The organism is Streptomyces sp. NPDC052225, from assembly GCF_040679615.1.
GTDB lineage: Bacteria > Actinomycetota > Actinomycetes > Streptomycetales > Streptomycetaceae > Streptomyces.
On sequence record NZ_JBFAVD010000014.1, the window covers coordinates 58,403 to 75,666 of the forward strand.

Consider the following 17,264-nt stretch of genomic DNA (forward strand, 5'->3'; position numbering starts at 1 on the left):
CGGCGCTTGTCGCCGCCTTTCTCATTCCTTTACGGTCACCACCAACTCCGGTCGGAACGCCTAGTCCTGCCACCGCCCGGATTCCGAACGACTACCCGTGACGGCAGGAGCGGGGGACCCACAGGCAGTACGCCGCCGAGGGAATTCCCCATGCGGCTCGGGGTGAAGTCGCGTCCGTACGACGGGCGCGGCCGGACATCTCCCGTCCGAACCCGACAGCTCACCTCGTAGGCGACGGAGAGAGATTTCGCCATGCCCGCAAAGGGAAAGCACCGCCGTCCGAAGTCCCAGCGCGTCACCCGCGCCGCCGCCGTCGTCTCCGCCGGCGGAGCCGCGCTCGCCCTGCCGCTGATCGGCGCGACCGGCGCCCATGCCGCCACCGCCACGACGTACACGGTGAAGGCCGGTGACACGCTCTCCAAGATCGCCGAGGCGCAGGGCGTCGACGGCGGCTGGAAGCAGCTCTACCAGGACAACAAGGCCGCGATCGGCTCCGACGCCGCGCTCATCAAGCCCGGCACGAAGCTCACGCTCGGCGGCGCGGCCAAGGCCACCACCACGGCGACGCAGGCGAGCGCCTCCACCACCACCTCCTACGTGAAGCCCGTCGCCGCGTCCATCGGTACCCCGTACCACCAGAACGGCTCCATGTGGTCCAGCGGCTACCACACCGGGACCGACTTCACCGTTGCCACCGGCACCTCGCTCAAGGCGATCGCCGCCGGCACCGTCGTCTCGGCCGGCTGGGACGGCAGCTACGGCAACGAGGTCGTCATCCAGCACGCCGACGGCAAGTACTCGCAGTACGCCCACATGTCGTCGGTGGGCGTCTCGGCCGGCCAGGCCGTCACCGCCGGGCAGCAGATCGGCCTGTCGGGCGCGACCGGCAACGTCACCGGGCCGCACCTGCACTTCGAGATCCGTACGTCCCCGAACTACGGCTCCGACATCGACCCCCTGGCGTACCTGCGCCAGCACGGTGTGAGCGTCTGACAGGACCCGGCGCGCGCGATCCACTCGGCCCCCCGGGATATTCCCCGGGGGCCGAGTGGGCTATCTCACCACCCGTCAACCCCTGGCTACGGTCGCGTAGGTCACATCCCAGGGTGAAAGATGTGTGGTCGTGGCAAACGAATCGAGATCATTCAGCGGCGGCACGATTCGGTCCTACGCGGCGGTGGGGGACAGCTTCACCGAAGGCGTCGGGGACCCCGGGCCCGACGGGAACTTCGTCGGATGGGCGGACCGGCTCGCCGTCCTCCTGGACGACCGCGTCCCCGAGGACACGTTCCAGTACGCGAACCTCGCGGTCCGCGGCAAGCTCATCGACCAGATCGTCGAGGACCAGCTCCCGCGAGCCGTCGAGCTCGCCCCGGACCTGGTGACCCTCGTCGCGGGCGGCAACGACATCATCCGCCCCGGCACCGACCCGGACGACGTGGCCGAGCGCTTCGAGAAGGCCGTGGTGCGGCTCTCCGAGGCCGCGGGGACCGTCATGGTCGCCACCGGCTTCGACACCCGCGACGTCGCCGTGCTCAAGCACCTGCGCGGCAAGATCGCCACGTACAACATGCACGTACGGGCCATCGCCGACCGGCACGGCTGCGCGATGCTCGACCTGTGGTCCCTCAAGTCGCTCCACGACCGCAGGGCCTGGGACGAGGACCGGCTGCACCTGTCGGCCGAAGGGCACACCCGGGTCGCGCTGCGCGCCGCGCAGGCGCTCGGCATCGAGGTCCCCGCCGACCCGGAGCAGCCCTGGCCGCTGCTTCCGCCGCGCGGCACGTTCGAGGTGCGGCGCGACGACATCCACTGGGCCCGCGAGTTCCTGGTGCCGTGGATCGGGCGGCGACTGCGCGGCGAGTCGTCCGGCGACCGGGTGCAGGCCAAGGGGTTCGTCGACCCGCACGCGATCAAGGCTCACCTGGAGTCCGCGTCCTGAGTCCGGGGCTGCGCCGGTGAGGTGACCGGGCGGAGTGGCGTGTCCTGCCGGGACCGGCGCGGGTGCTGGGATGTCGGCTGCCCGCCGCCGGGGCGGGCCCGACCGGGAAGGACCCCGATCCCATGCCTGTCAGTACCCGCCACTGCGCCGCGCTCGCCGCGGCCCTGCTCGCCGTCGGCCTGCCCGCGTTCCCCGCGGCGGCCGCCCCGCAGGCCCCGGCCGCGGTCGGCGCGCAGGCGCCCCGGCCCGCGACCCTGACGGTCACCGGTGAGGGCCGGGCCGCCGCCGCGCCGGACATGGCCACCGTCACGGCGGGCGTCGAGGTGTCCGGCGCGAGCGCCAAGGAGGCGCTCGCCGCCCAGAGCCGCGCGGCGGACGCGCTGCTCGACGCCGTGCGCGAGGCCGGGATCGCCGACCGCGACGTACGCACCGAGGCCCTCGCCCTGTCCGCCGTGTACGCGGACGGGCCCGAGCCCGGCTCCGCCCCGAAGCTCACGGGTTACCAGGCGTCCCAGGCGTTCTCCGTGAAAATCCGCGACCTGAAGCGCACCGGCGCCGTCATCCAGGCGATGTCCGACGCGTCCGGCGACGCGATCCGCCTCCACGGTGTCACCTTCGACGTCGCCGACCCGAGCGCCCTGCGCGCCGAGGCCCGCAAGGCCGCGCACGCCGACGCCCACGCGAAGGCCGTGCAGTACGCCGAGCTGACCGGGCACAAGCTCGGCCGTCTCGTCTCGCTCGACGAGGGCGCGGGCGGCCGGCCGCGCCCGGTGGCGGTCTCCGCGGTCGCCTTCGACGCGATGGAGAAGGTGCCGGTGGCGCCCGGCGAGATCGAGGACGAGGTGACGCTGACGGCGGTGTACGAGCTGCGCTGACGACTGTGCCCCGGGGGGGCGGTGCTACCGGCCCGCCCCCGTCAACTCGGCCCGTTCCAGGCCCAGTTCCCGTGCGAGCGCCTCATCGGCCCACTCCTGCGTACGGGCCCGCGACACCGCGCCGTCGTACGCCGTCATCTGCACCGCGAGCCCGTCGAGCAGGGCGGTCAGGCGCAGGGCCGTCGCCGCCGGGTCGGGGCAGCTGAACTCGCCCGCGGCGACGCCCTGCGCGATCACGTCCGCGAGTTCCGCCTTCCACCGCTGGTCGAGGTCGCGGGCGACCTCGCGCAGCGCGGGCTCGCGCAGCGACACGGCCCAGCCCTCGATCCACAGCCGCCAGCCCTTGGCCTGCCCGGTCGGCGCGTACCAGCGCACCGCCGCACGGAGCCGCTTGAGGGCCGACGTGCGCCGCCCGAGCAGCTTGCGCAGATGCGCCAGGTCGCCCTCGGCGGCGTACGCGAACGCGGCCGCGACGAGTTTCTCCTTCGTCGAGAAGTGGTACAGCACCAGCGCGTTGCTCACGCCGAGCGCCGATGCCACGTCGGCGATGCGCACGGCGGCGACACCGCGCGCCTCGATCTGTTCGATGGCGGCGCGCAGCAGCTCCTCGCGCCGCTCTGCCACGCTCAACCGGACTCTGGCCACGCGGTCACCCTAGTTGGTCCCGTCCGCGGGCGGCGGCGCGGGAGGTCCGTGCCGGGCTCGTGGCCGCCGCTTCGCGCAGGACCCTTGACACCTTCCTGACGGGCGCGCCACAGTCCCTCTACTCTCCTCTACTGACTGGCCATTCAGTCAATAGGGGTCGGTCGTCCCCCGTCGGAGCAGTCCTGTCGCCGCCAGGAGCACCTCGTGACCCAAGCGCCGCCCGTCCCGCAGAACCAGCCCCCAGCGGGCACCCCCGACCTCTCGGAAGGCTGGGGCGAACAGCGCTCCAGGCTGCGCAAGGACCTGCGCCGGCTCGACGTGCTGTTCTTCCTGATCTGCACGCTCGTCGGCCTCGACACCATCGGCTCGGTCGCGGCCCAGGGCCCGCAGGGCATCACCTGGATGGCGATCCTCGCCCTCGCCTTCTTCCTGCCGTACGGGCTTCTCGTCGCCGAACTCGGCTCCGCCTTCCCGGTGCAGGGCGGCCCGTACGTGTGGACCCGGCTCGCCTTCGGCCGGCTCGTCGCCGGGGTCAACCAGCTCCTGTACTGGATATCCAACCCGGTCTGGGTGGGCGGCAGTCTGTGCATCATCGCCCTCACCACCTGGGAGGAGTTCTTCACGCCGCTGCCCGGCTTCTGGAAGTACCTCGCCGGGCTCGTCTTCATCTGGGGCGGCGCGCTCGCGGTCGTGCAGTCGGTGCGGATCGGCAAGTGGGTGCCGATCGCGGGCGCCGTCGCGCGGATCGTGCTGCTCGGCTTCTTCCTCGTCTCCGTCGTGGTGTTCGCCGCCGAGCACGGTGTGCACACGCTGCCCGCGGGCGAGTTCACCCCCACCTACGCCGGATTCGTGGCGCTCGTCCCCGTCCTCATCTTCAACTACGTGGGCTTCGAACTGCCCAGCTCCGCCGCCGAGGAGATGAAGAACCCGCGCCGCGACATCCCCCTGTCGATCCTGCGCTCGGGGCTCGCCGCCGTGCTGCTCTACGGCGGGCCCATCCTCGGCATCCTGTTCGTCCTGCCGAGCCAGGAGATCGGCAGCCTCGGCGGCTTCATCGACGCGTGCAAGGCCGTGTTCACGGTCTACGGAGGCTCGATCGCGGCCGACGGAACGGTCACGCTCACCGGGCTCGGCTCCGTGTTCGGCGGGGTCGCCGCCGCGGGGCTCATCATCGGCCTGCTCACCTCCGGCGTCACCTGGGCCATGGGCGCCCACCGCGCGCAGGCCGTCGCGTGCGCGGACGGCGCGGGGCCCGCGTGGCTCGGCCGCATCTCCGAGAAGCACGGCACCCCGGTACGGGTCAACTTCCTCTCCGCCGTGCTCGGCACCGTCTTCTTCGTCGTCGCCCTGAACCTCACCGGCGGCGACGGCGAGAAGTACTTCGCCGCCGGCCTCGGCCTGACGATCTGCACCACCTTCATCTCCTACGTCATCACGTTCCCGAGCCTCGCCGTCCTGCGCCGCAAGTACCCGGACCAGCCGCGCCCGTACGCCGTTCCGGGCGGGCGCGCGGGCGCGTGGACCGTGAGCGTGCTGGCCACCGGGTTCGTGGCGTTCACCGTGGTCGTCCTCGTCTGGCCGGGCTTCGGCGTCGGCTGGTTCGGGACGGCGGGCAGCGCGGCGGACTCGCTGCCCGAGTCGTTCGCCGGTCAGCGGCTCCAGTACACGCTCAGCCAGGTCCTGCCGCTGCTGCTGTTCATCGGGATCGGGTTGGTGTTCTACGCGAGCGGCGCGAAGGCGCGGCGACGCGACCGGGAGAACGTCACAGCCCGGGGAACTGATAGTCGCGGTTGATCCGGCCGTCCGCGTCGACGGTCACGAACTCCAGGCCGCCGCCCGACACTTCGCCGGTCTCCGCGCGCACCGACTGCCAGCGGAACGTGACGACGTCCTCCAGGGCGGACGCGCTGTCCGGCGCGGCACGGAACGTGAACTCGCCGGTGGCCACGAACTCCTCGTGGGAGCGCGCCACGCGGGTCTCCAGTTCGTGATGGCCGCGCGCCACGAGCGCCGTGGCGGTGAAGCCGAGCCGGCCCGCCTCCGCCCGCATCTCCTGCGGCGGCTGCAGGACATGGACCCCGCCCGGCGCCCACAGGGCCTCCACGGCCTTGCGGCGCAGGTCGGGGTCCGGCTCGTTCCAGACGGCGGCGTAGCGGGCGGCCAGATCCTGTGCGTCGATGTGCGGCACGGTGACTCCTCGGGAAGCGGGTGTGTGCGACCGACTCTGCGGCCCGGCCGGGTATGACCTCAATTCCCGGCAGGGAATGGCCGATCGGCGTTTCCTGGGGTAGACACGGCCCGGTGACGACCGAGACGGTGACGACGGAGACGGTACGGGGCGGGGGCCTGGGCGAGGCGCTGCGCGGATGGCGGACGCGGCGCAGGATCAGCCAGCTGGAACTGGCCGCACGCGCGGGCACCACACAGCGCCATGTGAGCTTCATCGAGAGCGGCCGTTCCACGCCGGGACGTGCCATGGTCGTACGGCTCGCGGAGGCCATGAAGGTGCCACTGCGCGAGCGGAACGCGCTCCTCCTTGCCGCGGGGTACGCGCCCGCCTACAAGGAGACCGGTTTCGCGGATCCCCACCTGGGCGCCGTCCGTAAGGCGCTGGAACGCGTCATGGAGGCGCACCATCCGTACCCGGCCGTCATCATCGACCGCGGCGCGGACCTCGTCACCGCGAACGGCGCCTTCTATGCGCTGATCGACGGCGTGGGCGCTTCCTTGTCGAAGGCGCCGGTGAACGTCGCGCGCGTGCTGCTGCATCCGCGCGGTCTCGCGCCGCGCATCGAGAACCTGGAGGAGTGGGCATGGCACGTCGTCGACGCCCTGCGGGACGAGGCCGCGCGCAACCCGCACCGGCGTACGGCTCAACTCCTGGCCGAGCTGGAGGAGTTGCTGCCGGACCGGCCGCGGCGCGTCGGCCCGGACCACCTGGGGTTCGCCGTTCCGCTGCGGCTGCGCTCCCGCGTCGGTGAGCTGCGCCTGCTGAGCACGCTCACGCACTTCGGTACGGCGGTCGACGTGACCCTCGCCGAGCTGCGGCTCGAAGCCTTTCTGCCGCTCGACGAGGAGACCGCCGAGCGGCTTACTGTGCTGGCACCCCGTGCGCGTCCAGGGCGATCGCCCCGCCCGGATGCACCAGGAGTGGATTGACCTCCAGTTCGGCCAGTTCGGGGTGGTCCGCCGCGGCCCGTGCGACCGCGCACACGGCGGCCGCCGCCGCCTCCAGATGGACGGGCGGGGCGCCGCGCCAGCCGGTGAGCAGCGGGGCGTGCCGCAGCTCCAGGAGCAGGGCACGCGCGCGTGCCGGGGTGAGCGGGGCGAGGGCGAGCGCCGTGTCGGCGTGCAGCTCGGCCGTGACACCGCCCGCGCCGACCATGACGACCGGGCCGAACGCGGCGTCCCGCCGTACGCCGACGATGAGTTCGCGCGCGTACGGGGGCGTGGCCATCGCCTCGACCGCGTAGCGCTCCATACCCGTGGCCCGGCGCATACGGGCGAACGCGGCGCGCAGGGCGGCCTCGTCGGCGATGCCGAGTGCGACCCCGCCGGCCTCCGTCTTGTGGGCGAGCCCCATCGCCTTGAGCGCCAGGGGGTAGCCCGTGCGGTGCGCGGCCTCCACGGCGGCGTCCGCATCGGTCACGAACTCGGCCACGGGGAAGGCGAGTCCATGGACCGCCAACAGGTCGCGCACGCTCTCGTAGCCGCCGTCCTCAAGGGCGTACGACGCCCCAGGCGTTTCGTGCGGGTCCGGGAGGCAGGGTGTCGTGGCGGCCAGGCGGGCCGCGCCCGCCAGTGCGGTCGCCGCCTGCTCGATGCGCTCGTAGACCGGGACGCCGCGCTCCCTGAGGGTGGCCAGGGCAGGGGTGTCGCGGGCCATCGTGTGGACGACGAGCGGGCGGCCCGCGGCGTCGGAGGCGTCGGCCAGCGCGTGCGCGACCGCGCACTCCGTGTCGCTCTGCGCCGGATTGGCGCTCGCGTAGTCGCCGAAGTAGCCGGTGAGCACGACCGCGTCGGCATCGCCGCCGTGCAGCAGACTGCCCGCCACGCGCGCGTAGTTGGCCAGATCGGCCTCGCCCGCCCCGGCGAGGTCGACCGGGTTGGCCGCGCCCGCCCCGGGCGGCAGGTGCTGCGCGACGGCGGTCTCGGTGTCCGGAGAGAGCGCGGGTACGTCGAGGCCGTGCGCCGTGAACACGTCGGCGGCGAGCGCACCCTGGCCGCCGCTGTCCCCGATGACGGCGACCCGCCGAGCCGGGGTACGTCCTCGCTGGGGGCCGCGCGCCATCAAGTGGACGGCGGTGTCGACAAGTTCACCGGCCGAGTCGAGGAGCAGCGCGCCCGCGTCGCGGCAGACCGCGGCGACCGTGGCGTGCGGGCTGACGAGGGCGCCGGTGTGGGAGGCGGCGGCGCGGCCCGACGCCGCGCTGCGGCCCACGGTCAGGAGCAGCACCGGCTTTCCCGCGGCGTGCGCGGCCGCCAGGACGCCCGCCAGGCGGCGGCCGTCCCGGAAGTCCTCCACGTACGCGGCGATCGCTCTCGTGGGCTCGTGCGCGATCAGCGAGGCGAGGGCGTCGGCGGCGTCGATGTCGCGCTGGTTGCCGAGCGAGACGAACCGCGAGAATCCCTCGCCCGCGCGGGCGAGATGCCGGCCGATCTCCAGCGCGAGGTTGCCGCTCTGCGAGACCAGGCCGAGCCCGCCGTGCGGGAAGTCGCCCCAGCTGAGCCGCAGTTGGCTGGTCGTGTCGACGACGCCCATGCAGTTCGGGCCGAGCAGCCGCGCCCCGTTCGACGTGACCAGGTCCGCGAGGGCCCGCTCCTCGGCGGCGCCCGCACCGCCCGACGTGATGACCGTGAAGCAGCGCGCCCCCGCCGCGAGCCCCTCGGCGACGACGGGCCGCACCTGCCGGGGCGGCACCGCGACGACCACGTGCTCGGGCGCGGTCGGCACGGCCGCCAGATCCGGCAGGAACGGTTCACCCTCAAGGTGGCCGCCCCGGCGGTTGACCAGGTGGACGGCGCGCCGGGCACGGCCGCTCAGGGCGCCGGCGGCCAGCCAGTACCCCCACTTCTCGGGGTTGTCGGACGCGCCCACCACCGCGACCGAGGCGGGGTCGTAGAGCGTGTCCAGGGTGCCCAGCGGGTCGGCGCAGGCAGGGGCGCGTTCCCCGACTCGCTCAGTGGTCACCTGTACCACCCGAAGCGCTCCGCGATGACGGGCAGCCGGTCGGCGACGATGGCGTGCGCGGCGGCCCGCGGCGTCGTGCCGTCGGCCTCCGCGCGGGCCAGCATCTGGTCGATCAGGGCCCGCATGGAGCGCCGCGTGTAGGCGAACGCCTCATCGGCGTCGGCGCCGATGTCGCCGAACAGGGTCCACCACCACCAGGCGTTCGTCCCGGAGTTGACGACCACGTCGGGCAGGACCGTGATGCCGCGCCGCGCGAGGAGCTCCTCCGCCTCCGCGACGACCGGCATGTTGGCGGCCTCGACGATCCAGCGGGCCGTGATCCGGTCCTCGTTCGTGGCGTCGATCGCGTACGAGACGGCGGCCGGCACGAGCACGTCGGCGTCGGCCGACAGCCAGGCGTCGCCCGGCAGTTCACGGTCCTCGGGGCGCAGCGCAGCGCGTTCCACGGTGCCGTACGCGTCGCGGGCGGCGAGCAGCGCCTCCACGTCGAGCCCGTCGGGGTTGGCGACCGTGCCCTTCAGGTCGGCGACCGCGACGACCTTCAGGCCGGCGCGGGCGAGGAAGCGGGCCGTGGCGCCGCCCATCGTGCCCAGGCCCTGGAGCGCGACACGGGTGCCCTCGTGGGCGACGCCCGCGCGGTCGAGCGCGACGAGCACCGACTCGGCGACACCGCAGCCGCCGACGAGCTCGTCGAGGCCGATCCCGTCGACGTCGAGCGCGAACGCGTCGGCGAGCCGCGCGCGGGCCGCCTGCTCGTCGTCGAGCAGCGGGTACACGGCCTGGATGGACGAGACGAGGCCCGCCTCCGCGGCCGCCCTGTCGACCAGGTCCTGGGTCAGACCCAGGTCCTCACCGGTCGTCCAGAACGACTCGATGTACGGGCGCATGGCCCGCAGGTAGCGCACCAGGACGCCGTACGCCTCCGGGGAGCGCGGGTCGCAGTCGATGCCGCCCTTGGCGCCGCCGAGCGGGATGTAGCGCCCTTCGGGGTTGTATTGCAGCGCTTCCTTCATCGTCATGCCGCGCGCGAGCCCGGCGACCTCCTCGACGGTGCAGCCCGGGCGCATGCGCAGGCCGCCGCTGGAGACGCCGCGGACCAGCCGGTCGATCACCAAGTGGCCGGTGCGGCCGGTGACATGGTCGGTCCAGGTGAGCTGGACGAGCGGGGCCGTGGGGGTGGTCATGCGGTCTCCTCGGGGACGGTGATCAGGGTGGGGCCCGGCGTGGTCAGGGCCCGGGCCAGGAGCGTCGCCAGCTCGTCGGGGGAGTGGGCGACGGCGCCGTGGCCTCCGTAGGCGCGGGCGAGCGCGGGCAGGTCCACGCGCGCGTGGTCGACCGCGAGCGGCGTGTCGCCGCGGGCCGCCATCTCGTCGCGGATCTCGCCGTAGCCCGCGTTGTCGAACACCACGACGGGCAGCGGCAGCCGCAGCTCGGCCGCCGTGGCCAGCTCCTGGACGGTGAACTGGAGGCCGCCGTCACCGCTGAGCGCCACGACGTGCCGGTCCGGCTGGGCGGCCTTCGCGCCGATCGCGGCGGGCAGGGCGTAGCCGAGCGTGCCGAAGCCGGTCGGGTGCAGGTAGCGGGCCTGTGGGCCGAGCGTGAGGTGCGGCAGGGCGCCGTAGTAGCAGCACTGGGCGCTGTCGGAGGTGACGATCGCGTCCGGTGCGAGCGTCGCACGGATCGCCTCCAGGTACGGGAGCCACACGGCGTCCCGCGCGCGGGTCTCGTCGTCGCGCGTGGTGCGCAGCGCCGCCGCCTCTTCATGCCGCTCGTCCGGCGCGCTGCCACCGACGACCTTCAGGGCGTCCAGCGTGGCCGCCGCGTTGCCCACGAGCGCGACGTTCGCCGGGATGCCCGCATACATCTGCGCGGGATCGAGATCGACACGGATCAACTGACCCTGGAGGGGCGGGAGATCGGCCCACAGGTCCGACTCCGCGAGCTCCGTGCCGATCGCGAGGACGACGTCCCGGCTCGCGAGCCACTTGTGGACCGCCGGGCTGTGCAGGGAGACGCCGAGCGACAGCGGGTGCTGTTCGTCCACGACCGCCTTGCCGTTCGCCGTGGTGACCACCGGTGCGCCCAACTGCTCGGCAAGGGCCAGGCACTGAGGGCCCGCGCCGCGCGCGCCGCCGCCGAGGACGAGGGCCGGGCGCTCGGCCCGCGCCAAGAGGTCGGCCGCCGCCGCGAGTGCCTGCGCGTCGGGTACGGCCGGCGCGGTCGGTGGGGCAAGACGCACGGGGCCCACCGGCTCTGCCGCCTCCAGGAGGTCGAGCGGCACTTCTATGTGCACCGGTCGCGGCCGCTCCGTACGGAACAACGTGAAGGCGCGCGCCACCGCCGCACCGATCTCGTCCATGGAGGAGACCCGGTGGCTGAACGCGGCCACGTTGCGCAGCGCCTCGCTCTGGCTGCGCATCTCGTGCAGCAGCCCCGTCGACTGGCGCGGATGGCGCAGCGGCATCCCGGGCGAGATCACCAGGAGCGGCACGCTGTCCGAGTACGCCTGGCCGACGGCGGCCGCGATGTTCAGGAGCGCAGGACCCGTCGTGGTGATCGCGACACCCGGGGCGCCCGTCACGCGCGCGTGGGCGTCCGCCGCGTATCCCGCGCCCTGCTCGTGGCGCGGGGCGACGTGCGCGATGCCGTATGCGGTCAGATGGCGGTAGATCTCCAGGTTGTGGGTGCCGGGGATGCCGAAGGCGCGGGTCACGCCGTGCGCGGCGAGGGCGCGTACGACGGCCTCGCCGCCGGTCAGCCGCACCGGTCCGGCCGTCACAGCGACCTCGAGATGACCAGGCGCATGATGTCGGAGGTGCCCTCCTCGATCTCCTCCAACTTGGCGTCCCGCATCCACTGTTCGACCGGGAACTCGCGCGAGTAGCCCCAGCCGCCCAGCGTCTGCACCGCCGCCCAGGTGCAGTAGGCCGCCGTCTCCGACGCGGTGAGCTTCGCCATGGCGGCTTCCGCGGTCGCGTCGAGGCCCGCGTCCAGGCGCTTGGCCGCGCGCCACGTCATCAGCCGCGACTGCTCGATCCGCGTCCGCATGTCCGCGAGCCGGAAGGCGACCGCCTGGTGCTCGATGATCGGCTTGCCGAACTGCACGCGCGTGCGCGCGTAGTCGCGTGCGTACTCGTAGGCGGCGCGGGCCACACCGGTGGCCGCCGCGCCCAGCACCGCGCGCGAGATGTCGAAGGTGCGCATGAGGCCGACGAAGCCCTGGCCCTCGTCGCCGAGCCGGTTCTCCTCGGGGACGAACACGTCCGAGAAGAACATCTCGCGGCACACGATGGCGCGCTGGCCCATCTTGCGCATCGGCTCGCCGAAGGTGAGCCCCTCGGTGTCCTTGCGCAACAAGAAGGCGCTCACTCCGCGCGAGCGCTGCTCCGGGTCGGTCTTGGCGAACACCACGTACTGGTCCGCCTCGCCCGCGTTCGAGATCCACGCCTTCTGGCCGTTGAGGAGGTAGCCGCCGGCGGCGCGGGTCGCCGTCGTCGTGATGGAGGCGGCGTCCGAGCCCGCACCGGGCTCCGTCGTCGCGAGCGAGGTCATCGGGGAGTCGGGGCCGGTCAGCGGGGTCAGCCAGGCGCGCTTCTGCTCCTCGGAGCCGAGCTCGAGCACCGGGTCGGCGAAGAAGCCGTTCGAACAGAGCAGGTTGCCGATGCCCAGGTCACCGACGCACAGCTCCTCCTGGACGAGCACCTGCGTGAAGACGTCGGTGAAGCCGCCGCCCCCGTACGCCTCGGGGAGCATGAACCCCGTGATGCCGACCTTGGCGGCCTTGTGCCACAGGTCCCAGGGCGTCTCGACGTCCGCCTCGTCGACGGCACGCGCGCGCGGACGTATCTCCTCGGCCGCGAACGACCGCGCGAGATCCACGACGGCGCGCTGCTCGGTGGTGAGCGGGACCAGCTCGGTGGGGAGTTCCGACACGGTGCCTCCAAGTGGCTTTACTGAATCGTCGGTCAGTATCCGGACCCTGGGAGAGCCCTGTCAATGGACCGGTTACTGAATGATGGATCAGTTCGAGTCAGGTGTGGCCGGCGGGCGGCGGAGCAGGCAGGGGGAAGGGGCGCGGCGCGTTGTCGGTGGGGCCGCCCATAATGGAAATCCCTGATCGATCAAACGGGAGGCGTCGTGTCACGTTCCCTGAGTTCCGGACCGCGTTCGTTGCGGCCCGCTGCCTTCGGCGCCGAGTCGACGGGCGCGCGCCTGGAGCGCATCCGTAAGTCGCCGAACTTCTCCGACGGCACCTTCCAGAACCCGCAGGCCGCCAAGATCCGGCCGGACGGCTCCATGATCGACTTTGCGAAGGTCTTCTTCCGCAAGGAGGAGCGCGCCCTGCGGGCTCCCACGGGCACGATCCCGGTGCACGCCACGACCCTCGCCGACCTGTCGAAGCCCTCCGCCGACGGGCTGCGGATCACCTGGATGGGGCATTCCAGCGTGCTCGCCGAGATCGACGGCGTGCGCGTGCTCTTCGACCCGGTCTGGGGCGAGCGCTGCTCCCCGTTCTCCTTCGCCGGCCCCAAGCGGCTGCACCCCGCGCCGCTGCCGCTCGCCGCGCTCGGACCGGTCGACGTCGTCGTCATCTCGCACGACCACTACGACCATCTCGACATGCCCACGATCAAGGAGCTGGCCGGCACCGACACCCTGTTCGCGGTGCCGCTCGGCGTGGGCGCCCACCTGGAGCACTGGGGCGTCCCGGCCGACCGGCTGCGCGAGCTGGACTGGCACGAGTCGGCCGAGGTCGGCGGCGTGACCCTCACGGCCACCCCGGCCCGCCACTTCTGCGGCCGCGGCATGCGCAATCCGCAGCACACGCTGTGGGCGTCGTGGGTCGTGGCGGGGCCCGACCACCGGATCTACCACAGCGGTGACACCGGCTACTTCCCCGGCTTCAAGGACATCGGCGCCGAGCACGGTCCGTTCGACCTGACCATGATCCAGATCGGTGCCTACTCCAACCACTGGCGCGACGGCCACACCGGGCGCACCCCGCTGCCCGGGGCGTGGCCCGACATCCACATGACGCCCGCCGAAGGCGTGCGGGCCCACCTGGATCTCCAGGGCGGCGCGCCGCGCGGCGTCCTGATGCCCATCCACTGGGGCACCTTCAATCTGTCGCTGCACGCCTGGGCCGAGCCGGGCGAGTGGACCGCCGACGCGGCGCAGGAGGCGGAGCAGCCCCTTGCCCTGCCGCGGCCCGGCGAGCCCTTCGAGCCGGCCGGAGCGCTGCCGACCGAGCCGTGGTGGCGGGCGGTCTCCGCGCCTCTCGCACACCCGTGGCGCCCGAGCGAGGACGAGGCGCCGGTGGCGGCGCGGCCGGTCGAGGGCGAGCTGGATCTCGCGGGAGACCGCTGAGGGCGCCGGGTCCGCCCTCCGGCGCGCTGTCCGAGCGTGCGCGCTGGTGCGGACCCGGGCTCCTCTGTGAAGCCGGAGGGGCGTGACGAACCGCAGCCCGTAGCCGAGCGGCGCCTACGGCGCGTGGGCCGAGCCGCGCCTATGGCGCGTGGGCCGAGCCGCGCCTGCGGCGCGTGGGCCGAGAATCGCGGGCTGCCCGCCGTCGCCCTCGCGCCGGGAACGCCGCACACCCCTCGGTATCGGGTCATTGACCCGCCCACCGCGCGCCGTTGGCCCCCCGTCGACAACTGCCGCATCACGCTCGTCGCCCATACGGACGGGCGCAGCGGTCTGCGGGGGCGGTCTGCGGGACGAGCACGACGGGCTGCGCCCGCTGACCCAGCTGTCGGCCACACGCACAGCCACGCCCAGCCGCTCTCCGGCAACCTCCGGCTGCTCGGCGTCTGACCCACGGCTCTGGGCCGACTCGCCGTCGGCGGCGGCGCGTTCTTCGGGAGCCGGCTGCTCACCGGGCGCCCCGACGGCTCTGGAGCGCTGCGCACCCTCGGCCGGGCCGACGTGGTGACACGGGGCGGGCACGTGCACCGCGGCGACGGCGAGATCCGGTGGCCGTGACCGCCCGCCGTCAGCGCGGGGCCGCGGCCACACAGAACTCGTTCCCCTCCGGGTCGGCCATCACGATGTGGTGGCCGTCGAACTCCTCCAGGATCGTGCCGCCCGCGCGCACCAGCCGGTCCGCCTTCGCCACGATCCGCGCCCAGCGCTCGGCGGGCGAACCGTGCCCGGGCACCCGTACGTCGATGTGCAGTCTGTTCTTCGCCGTCTTCGCCTCGCGCACCTTCAGGATCGACAGCCGCGGGCCCGTGCCGTCCGGGGAACACAGCCACGCGCCGTCGTCCTCCTCCTCGTCCTCCGGCGGCCCGAACGACGCGAGCCACTCCTCGCGCGTCGCGAACGGCGCGGGCGGGGGCTCGTCCACGTAACCGAGCGCCGTCTTCCAGAAGTCGGCGAGCAGCGTCGCGTCCGCGCAGTCCAGCGTGAGGTCGAATCCCGTCGTCATGAAACCGACCGTACGGGAGCCCACTGACAGTCCGGCCTCGGCGAACACCTGTCCGGCGGAGTATTCGGACTGTCGTACGAGGGCTCATACCAGAGCGGGACCTCGGCCGCCGGAGTTTGGCAACTGCCCACCGCACATGAGGCGTTGACGACTACCGTGAGTGCCCGCCGCGCGACACCCGGTCGCGCTGCCTGCCGTCGTGAACCGCCGACCGACACCCCGAGAGAACCGAGGACGAGGACCCGTATGTCTCAGCTTCGCCAGCCGGCCGCCCGCGCAGACCGCCGCGAAGGCGGTCGGCACGGCAGGCCGGCCGGGCGGGCCGCCGCGCCGCGCCAGGCCGAGACCCACATACGCCCTCAACTGCTGCGACTCGCCGTGCTGCCACCGCTCGCGGTGGCCCTCAGCGCCTGCGCCGCCGTGCTGTTCGTCATCCGCTCCACCGGCGTCCGGCCCAGCCCCGCCCTGTGGGCCGTGCTCGCCGGGGCCTGCCTCGTCACGGCCGCCGGCATCGTCATCGCCGCCATCGCCGCCGACCGCGCGGCCACCGCCGTCCGCGACCGGGTCGTCGGGCTGCGCCGCAGCACCGCCCGCGGCCAGGCCGAACTGCGCGGCCTCGTCGAGAAGTTGCGCAAGGGCGAAGGACCGCCGCCGCGCCGCACCCACACGCCGGTCGGCTCGGGGGCCGACGACTTCGACAAGCTCGCCGCCGACCTCGCGCGCTCCCAGGACGTCGCCGTCACCGCCGTCGTCCAGGCCACGCAGCTCTCCAGCCAGGCAGGCAGCCAGCAGAAGGTCGAGGTCTTCGTGAACCTCGCGCGGCGCCTCCAGTCCCTGGTGCACCGCGAGATCTCCATCCTCGACGACCTGGAGAACGAGGTGGAGGACCCCGATCTCCTCAAGGGCCTCTTCCATGTCGACCACCTGGCCACCCGCATCCGGCGGCACGCCGAGAACCTCGCGGTGCTCGGCGGCGCCGTGTCCCGGCGCCAGTGGAGCCACCCCGTCTCCATGACCGAGGTGATGCGCTCCGCCATCGCCGAGGTCGAGCAGTACTCGCGGGTCAAGCTCGTCCCGCCGATCGACGGCACGCTGCGCGGGCACGCCGTCGCCGACTGCATCCACCTCCTCGCCGAACTCGTCGAGAACGCCACGGTGTTCTCCGCCCCGCACACCCAAGTGCTGCTCCGCGCCAACCTGGTGACCGCCGGACTCGCCGTCGAGGTCGAGGACCGCGGCCTCGGCATGCCGGTCACCGAGCAGAACAAGATGAACGCCCTGTTGGCCGACCCCGACCAGGTCAACGTCGCGAGCCTGCTCCAGGACGGCCGCATCGGCCTGTTCGTGGTCTCGCAGCTCGCGCGGCGGCACGGCATCACCGTACGGCTCCAGACCAACATCTACGGAGGCGTGCAGGCCGTTCTCGTCCTCCCGCAGGGGCTGCTCGGCACCGACCGCGACGACGAGGGCGAGCGGACCCCGCACGTCCGCAGGGCCGCCGCCGCGGCGACCGCCGACAGCATGCTCGGCCCGCAGGCCGCCGCCGCGAACGGCCGGAGCGCTGCCGCCTATCCCACGGCGGTCCCGCGCGAGGCGCCGCAGCCGGTGACCGCCGCACCGCGCGAGACGCCGTCGCCCGTACGCGCCGTCCCGAACACCCCGGTGCCCGGGGTGCCCCGACAGCCGCGCACCGAGTCGCCCCTCGCGCCGCCCGGCGCCGCACCCCTGCCGCAGCGCACCGCGGGCGACCCGCGGCCCACCCCCGCCGACGCCCTGCCCGGCATCCGCCCCGAGGACCGGCAACTCGCCGACGAGCACACGGTGACACCGCCGACCCCGCTCGGCGGCGCGGTCCGCGGCACCATCGGACGCCCGCAGCTCCCCAGGCGCAGAGCCCAGGAACACCTCGCGCCCCAACTGCGCGGAGGCCCCGCGGAGCGGCCCGACGACGAACCTCCGGTCGGTCACGACCCCGGGCTCATGGCGGCGTTCCAGCGCGGCATCACGCTCGCCGAGGCGGCCGAACCGCGCGAGCTGTCACGGGAGGCGCCGCTCCGTGACGACGAGAGCGGGAGCAGTACATGACCACCGCCGCGACGGCCCCGCACGGCGGGGCGATACCCGCGGGCCCCCACCACGCCCCCCACCCGACCAGCACCACCCCCAGCAGTCCGACAAGGAGTC

At 73.5% G+C, this 17,264-nt stretch carries 14 protein-coding genes and 1 riboswitch; of the genes, 7 read left to right on the plus strand and 7 right to left on the minus strand.

The window, feature by feature from the left end; translation table 11 throughout:
* The first annotated feature begins 63 nt into the window (after window positions 1–63).
* Window positions 64–249: riboswitch (cyclic di-AMP (ydaO/yuaA leader) on the plus strand.
* Between the two features lie 3 nt (window positions 250–252).
* From AB0L37_RS21285 to AB0L37_RS21295, 3 genes are all read left to right on the plus strand, one after another.
* Window positions 253–993: a LysM peptidoglycan-binding domain-containing M23 family metallopeptidase gene (locus AB0L37_RS21285; RefSeq protein WP_365507490.1), complete on the plus strand. Its 741-nt coding sequence runs from the start codon at window positions 253–255 to the stop codon at window positions 991–993.
* 130 nt (window positions 994–1,123) lie between these two features.
* On the plus strand, window positions 1,124–1,942 hold the full coding sequence (locus AB0L37_RS21290; protein WP_365507493.1) for an SGNH/GDSL hydrolase family protein: 819 nt from the start codon (window positions 1,124–1,126) through the stop codon (window positions 1,940–1,942).
* Window positions 1,943–2,064: 122 nt separating this feature from the next.
* Window positions 2,065–2,817 (plus strand): SIMPL domain-containing protein, encoded by a 753-nt coding sequence (locus AB0L37_RS21295; protein WP_365507496.1) that lies wholly within the window; start codon window positions 2,065–2,067, stop codon window positions 2,815–2,817.
* A gap of 24 nt (window positions 2,818–2,841) precedes the next feature.
* Here the strand turns inward: AB0L37_RS21295 and AB0L37_RS21300 are convergent, their stop codons facing one another.
* Entirely contained in the window at window positions 2,842–3,462 is a 621-nt protein-coding gene (locus AB0L37_RS21300) for a TetR/AcrR family transcriptional regulator (RefSeq protein ID WP_365507499.1), read from the minus strand.
* A gap of 204 nt (window positions 3,463–3,666) precedes the next feature.
* On the opposite strand from AB0L37_RS21300, the gene AB0L37_RS21305 reads away from it, so the two are divergent.
* A complete protein-coding gene (locus tag AB0L37_RS21305; RefSeq protein WP_365507501.1) occupies window positions 3,667–5,256 on the plus strand; it encodes an APC family permease in 1,590 nt (529 codons plus the stop codon).
* Here AB0L37_RS21305 and AB0L37_RS21310 read toward each other — a convergent pair.
* Window positions 5,225–5,650, minus strand: coding sequence for a hypothetical protein (locus tag AB0L37_RS21310; protein WP_365507504.1), 426 nt, complete (start codon window positions 5,648–5,650; stop codon window positions 5,225–5,227). The genes AB0L37_RS21305 and AB0L37_RS21310 overlap by 32 nt on opposite strands.
* A gap of 113 nt (window positions 5,651–5,763) precedes the next feature.
* Here AB0L37_RS21310 and AB0L37_RS21315 point away from each other — a divergent pair, with 113 nt between their 5' ends.
* Window positions 5,764–6,621 carry a helix-turn-helix transcriptional regulator gene (locus tag AB0L37_RS21315; protein WP_365507506.1) on the plus strand — a complete coding sequence of 286 codons (858 nt, stop codon included), beginning with the start codon at window positions 5,764–5,766 and terminating at the stop codon, window positions 6,619–6,621.
* On the opposite strand, the gene AB0L37_RS21320 is transcribed toward AB0L37_RS21315, so the two are convergent.
* From AB0L37_RS21320 to AB0L37_RS21335, 4 genes are read right to left on the minus strand one after another with little or no spacing between them, the layout of a single operon-like run.
* Entirely contained in the window at window positions 6,554–8,653 is a 2,100-nt protein-coding gene (locus AB0L37_RS21320) for an acetate--CoA ligase family protein (RefSeq protein WP_365507509.1), read from the minus strand. The two genes, AB0L37_RS21315 and AB0L37_RS21320, sit on opposite strands and share 68 nt — an antisense overlap.
* A complete protein-coding gene (locus tag AB0L37_RS21325; protein WP_365507512.1) occupies window positions 8,650–9,837 on the minus strand; it encodes a Glu/Leu/Phe/Val dehydrogenase dimerization domain-containing protein in 1,188 nt (395 codons plus the stop codon). The genes AB0L37_RS21320 and AB0L37_RS21325 overlap by 4 nt, the downstream gene beginning before the upstream one ends.
* The gene (locus AB0L37_RS21330) at window positions 9,834–11,432 is read right to left on the minus strand and encodes a thiamine pyrophosphate-dependent enzyme (protein ID WP_365507515.1); all 1,599 of its coding nucleotides are present in this window, start codon (window positions 11,430–11,432) and stop codon (window positions 9,834–9,836) included. The genes AB0L37_RS21325 and AB0L37_RS21330 overlap by 4 nt, the downstream gene beginning before the upstream one ends.
* Complete coding sequence (locus AB0L37_RS21335) at window positions 11,429–12,586, minus strand: acyl-CoA dehydrogenase family protein (protein ID WP_365507518.1); 1,158 nt, start codon at window positions 12,584–12,586, stop codon at window positions 11,429–11,431. Before AB0L37_RS21335 ends, AB0L37_RS21330 begins: the two co-directional genes overlap by 4 nt.
* Window positions 12,587–12,790: 204 nt before the next feature.
* On the opposite strand from AB0L37_RS21335, the gene AB0L37_RS21340 reads away from it, so the two are divergent.
* Window positions 12,791–14,020 carry an MBL fold metallo-hydrolase gene (locus tag AB0L37_RS21340; protein WP_365507521.1) on the plus strand — a complete coding sequence of 410 codons (1,230 nt, stop codon included), beginning with the start codon at window positions 12,791–12,793 and terminating at the stop codon, window positions 14,018–14,020.
* A 625-nt stretch (window positions 14,021–14,645) separates the two neighbouring features.
* Here AB0L37_RS21340 and AB0L37_RS21345 read toward each other — a convergent pair.
* On the minus strand, window positions 14,646–15,080 hold the full coding sequence (locus AB0L37_RS21345) for a VOC family protein (RefSeq protein ID WP_365507524.1): 435 nt from the start codon (window positions 15,078–15,080) through the stop codon (window positions 14,646–14,648).
* 246 nt (window positions 15,081–15,326) lie between these two features.
* Here AB0L37_RS21345 and AB0L37_RS21350 point away from each other — a divergent pair, with 246 nt between their 5' ends.
* On the plus strand, window positions 15,327–17,165 hold the full coding sequence (locus AB0L37_RS21350; RefSeq protein WP_365507527.1) for an ATP-binding protein: 1,839 nt from the start codon (window positions 15,327–15,329) through the stop codon (window positions 17,163–17,165).
* The last annotated feature ends 99 nt before the right edge of the window (window positions 17,166–17,264 follow it).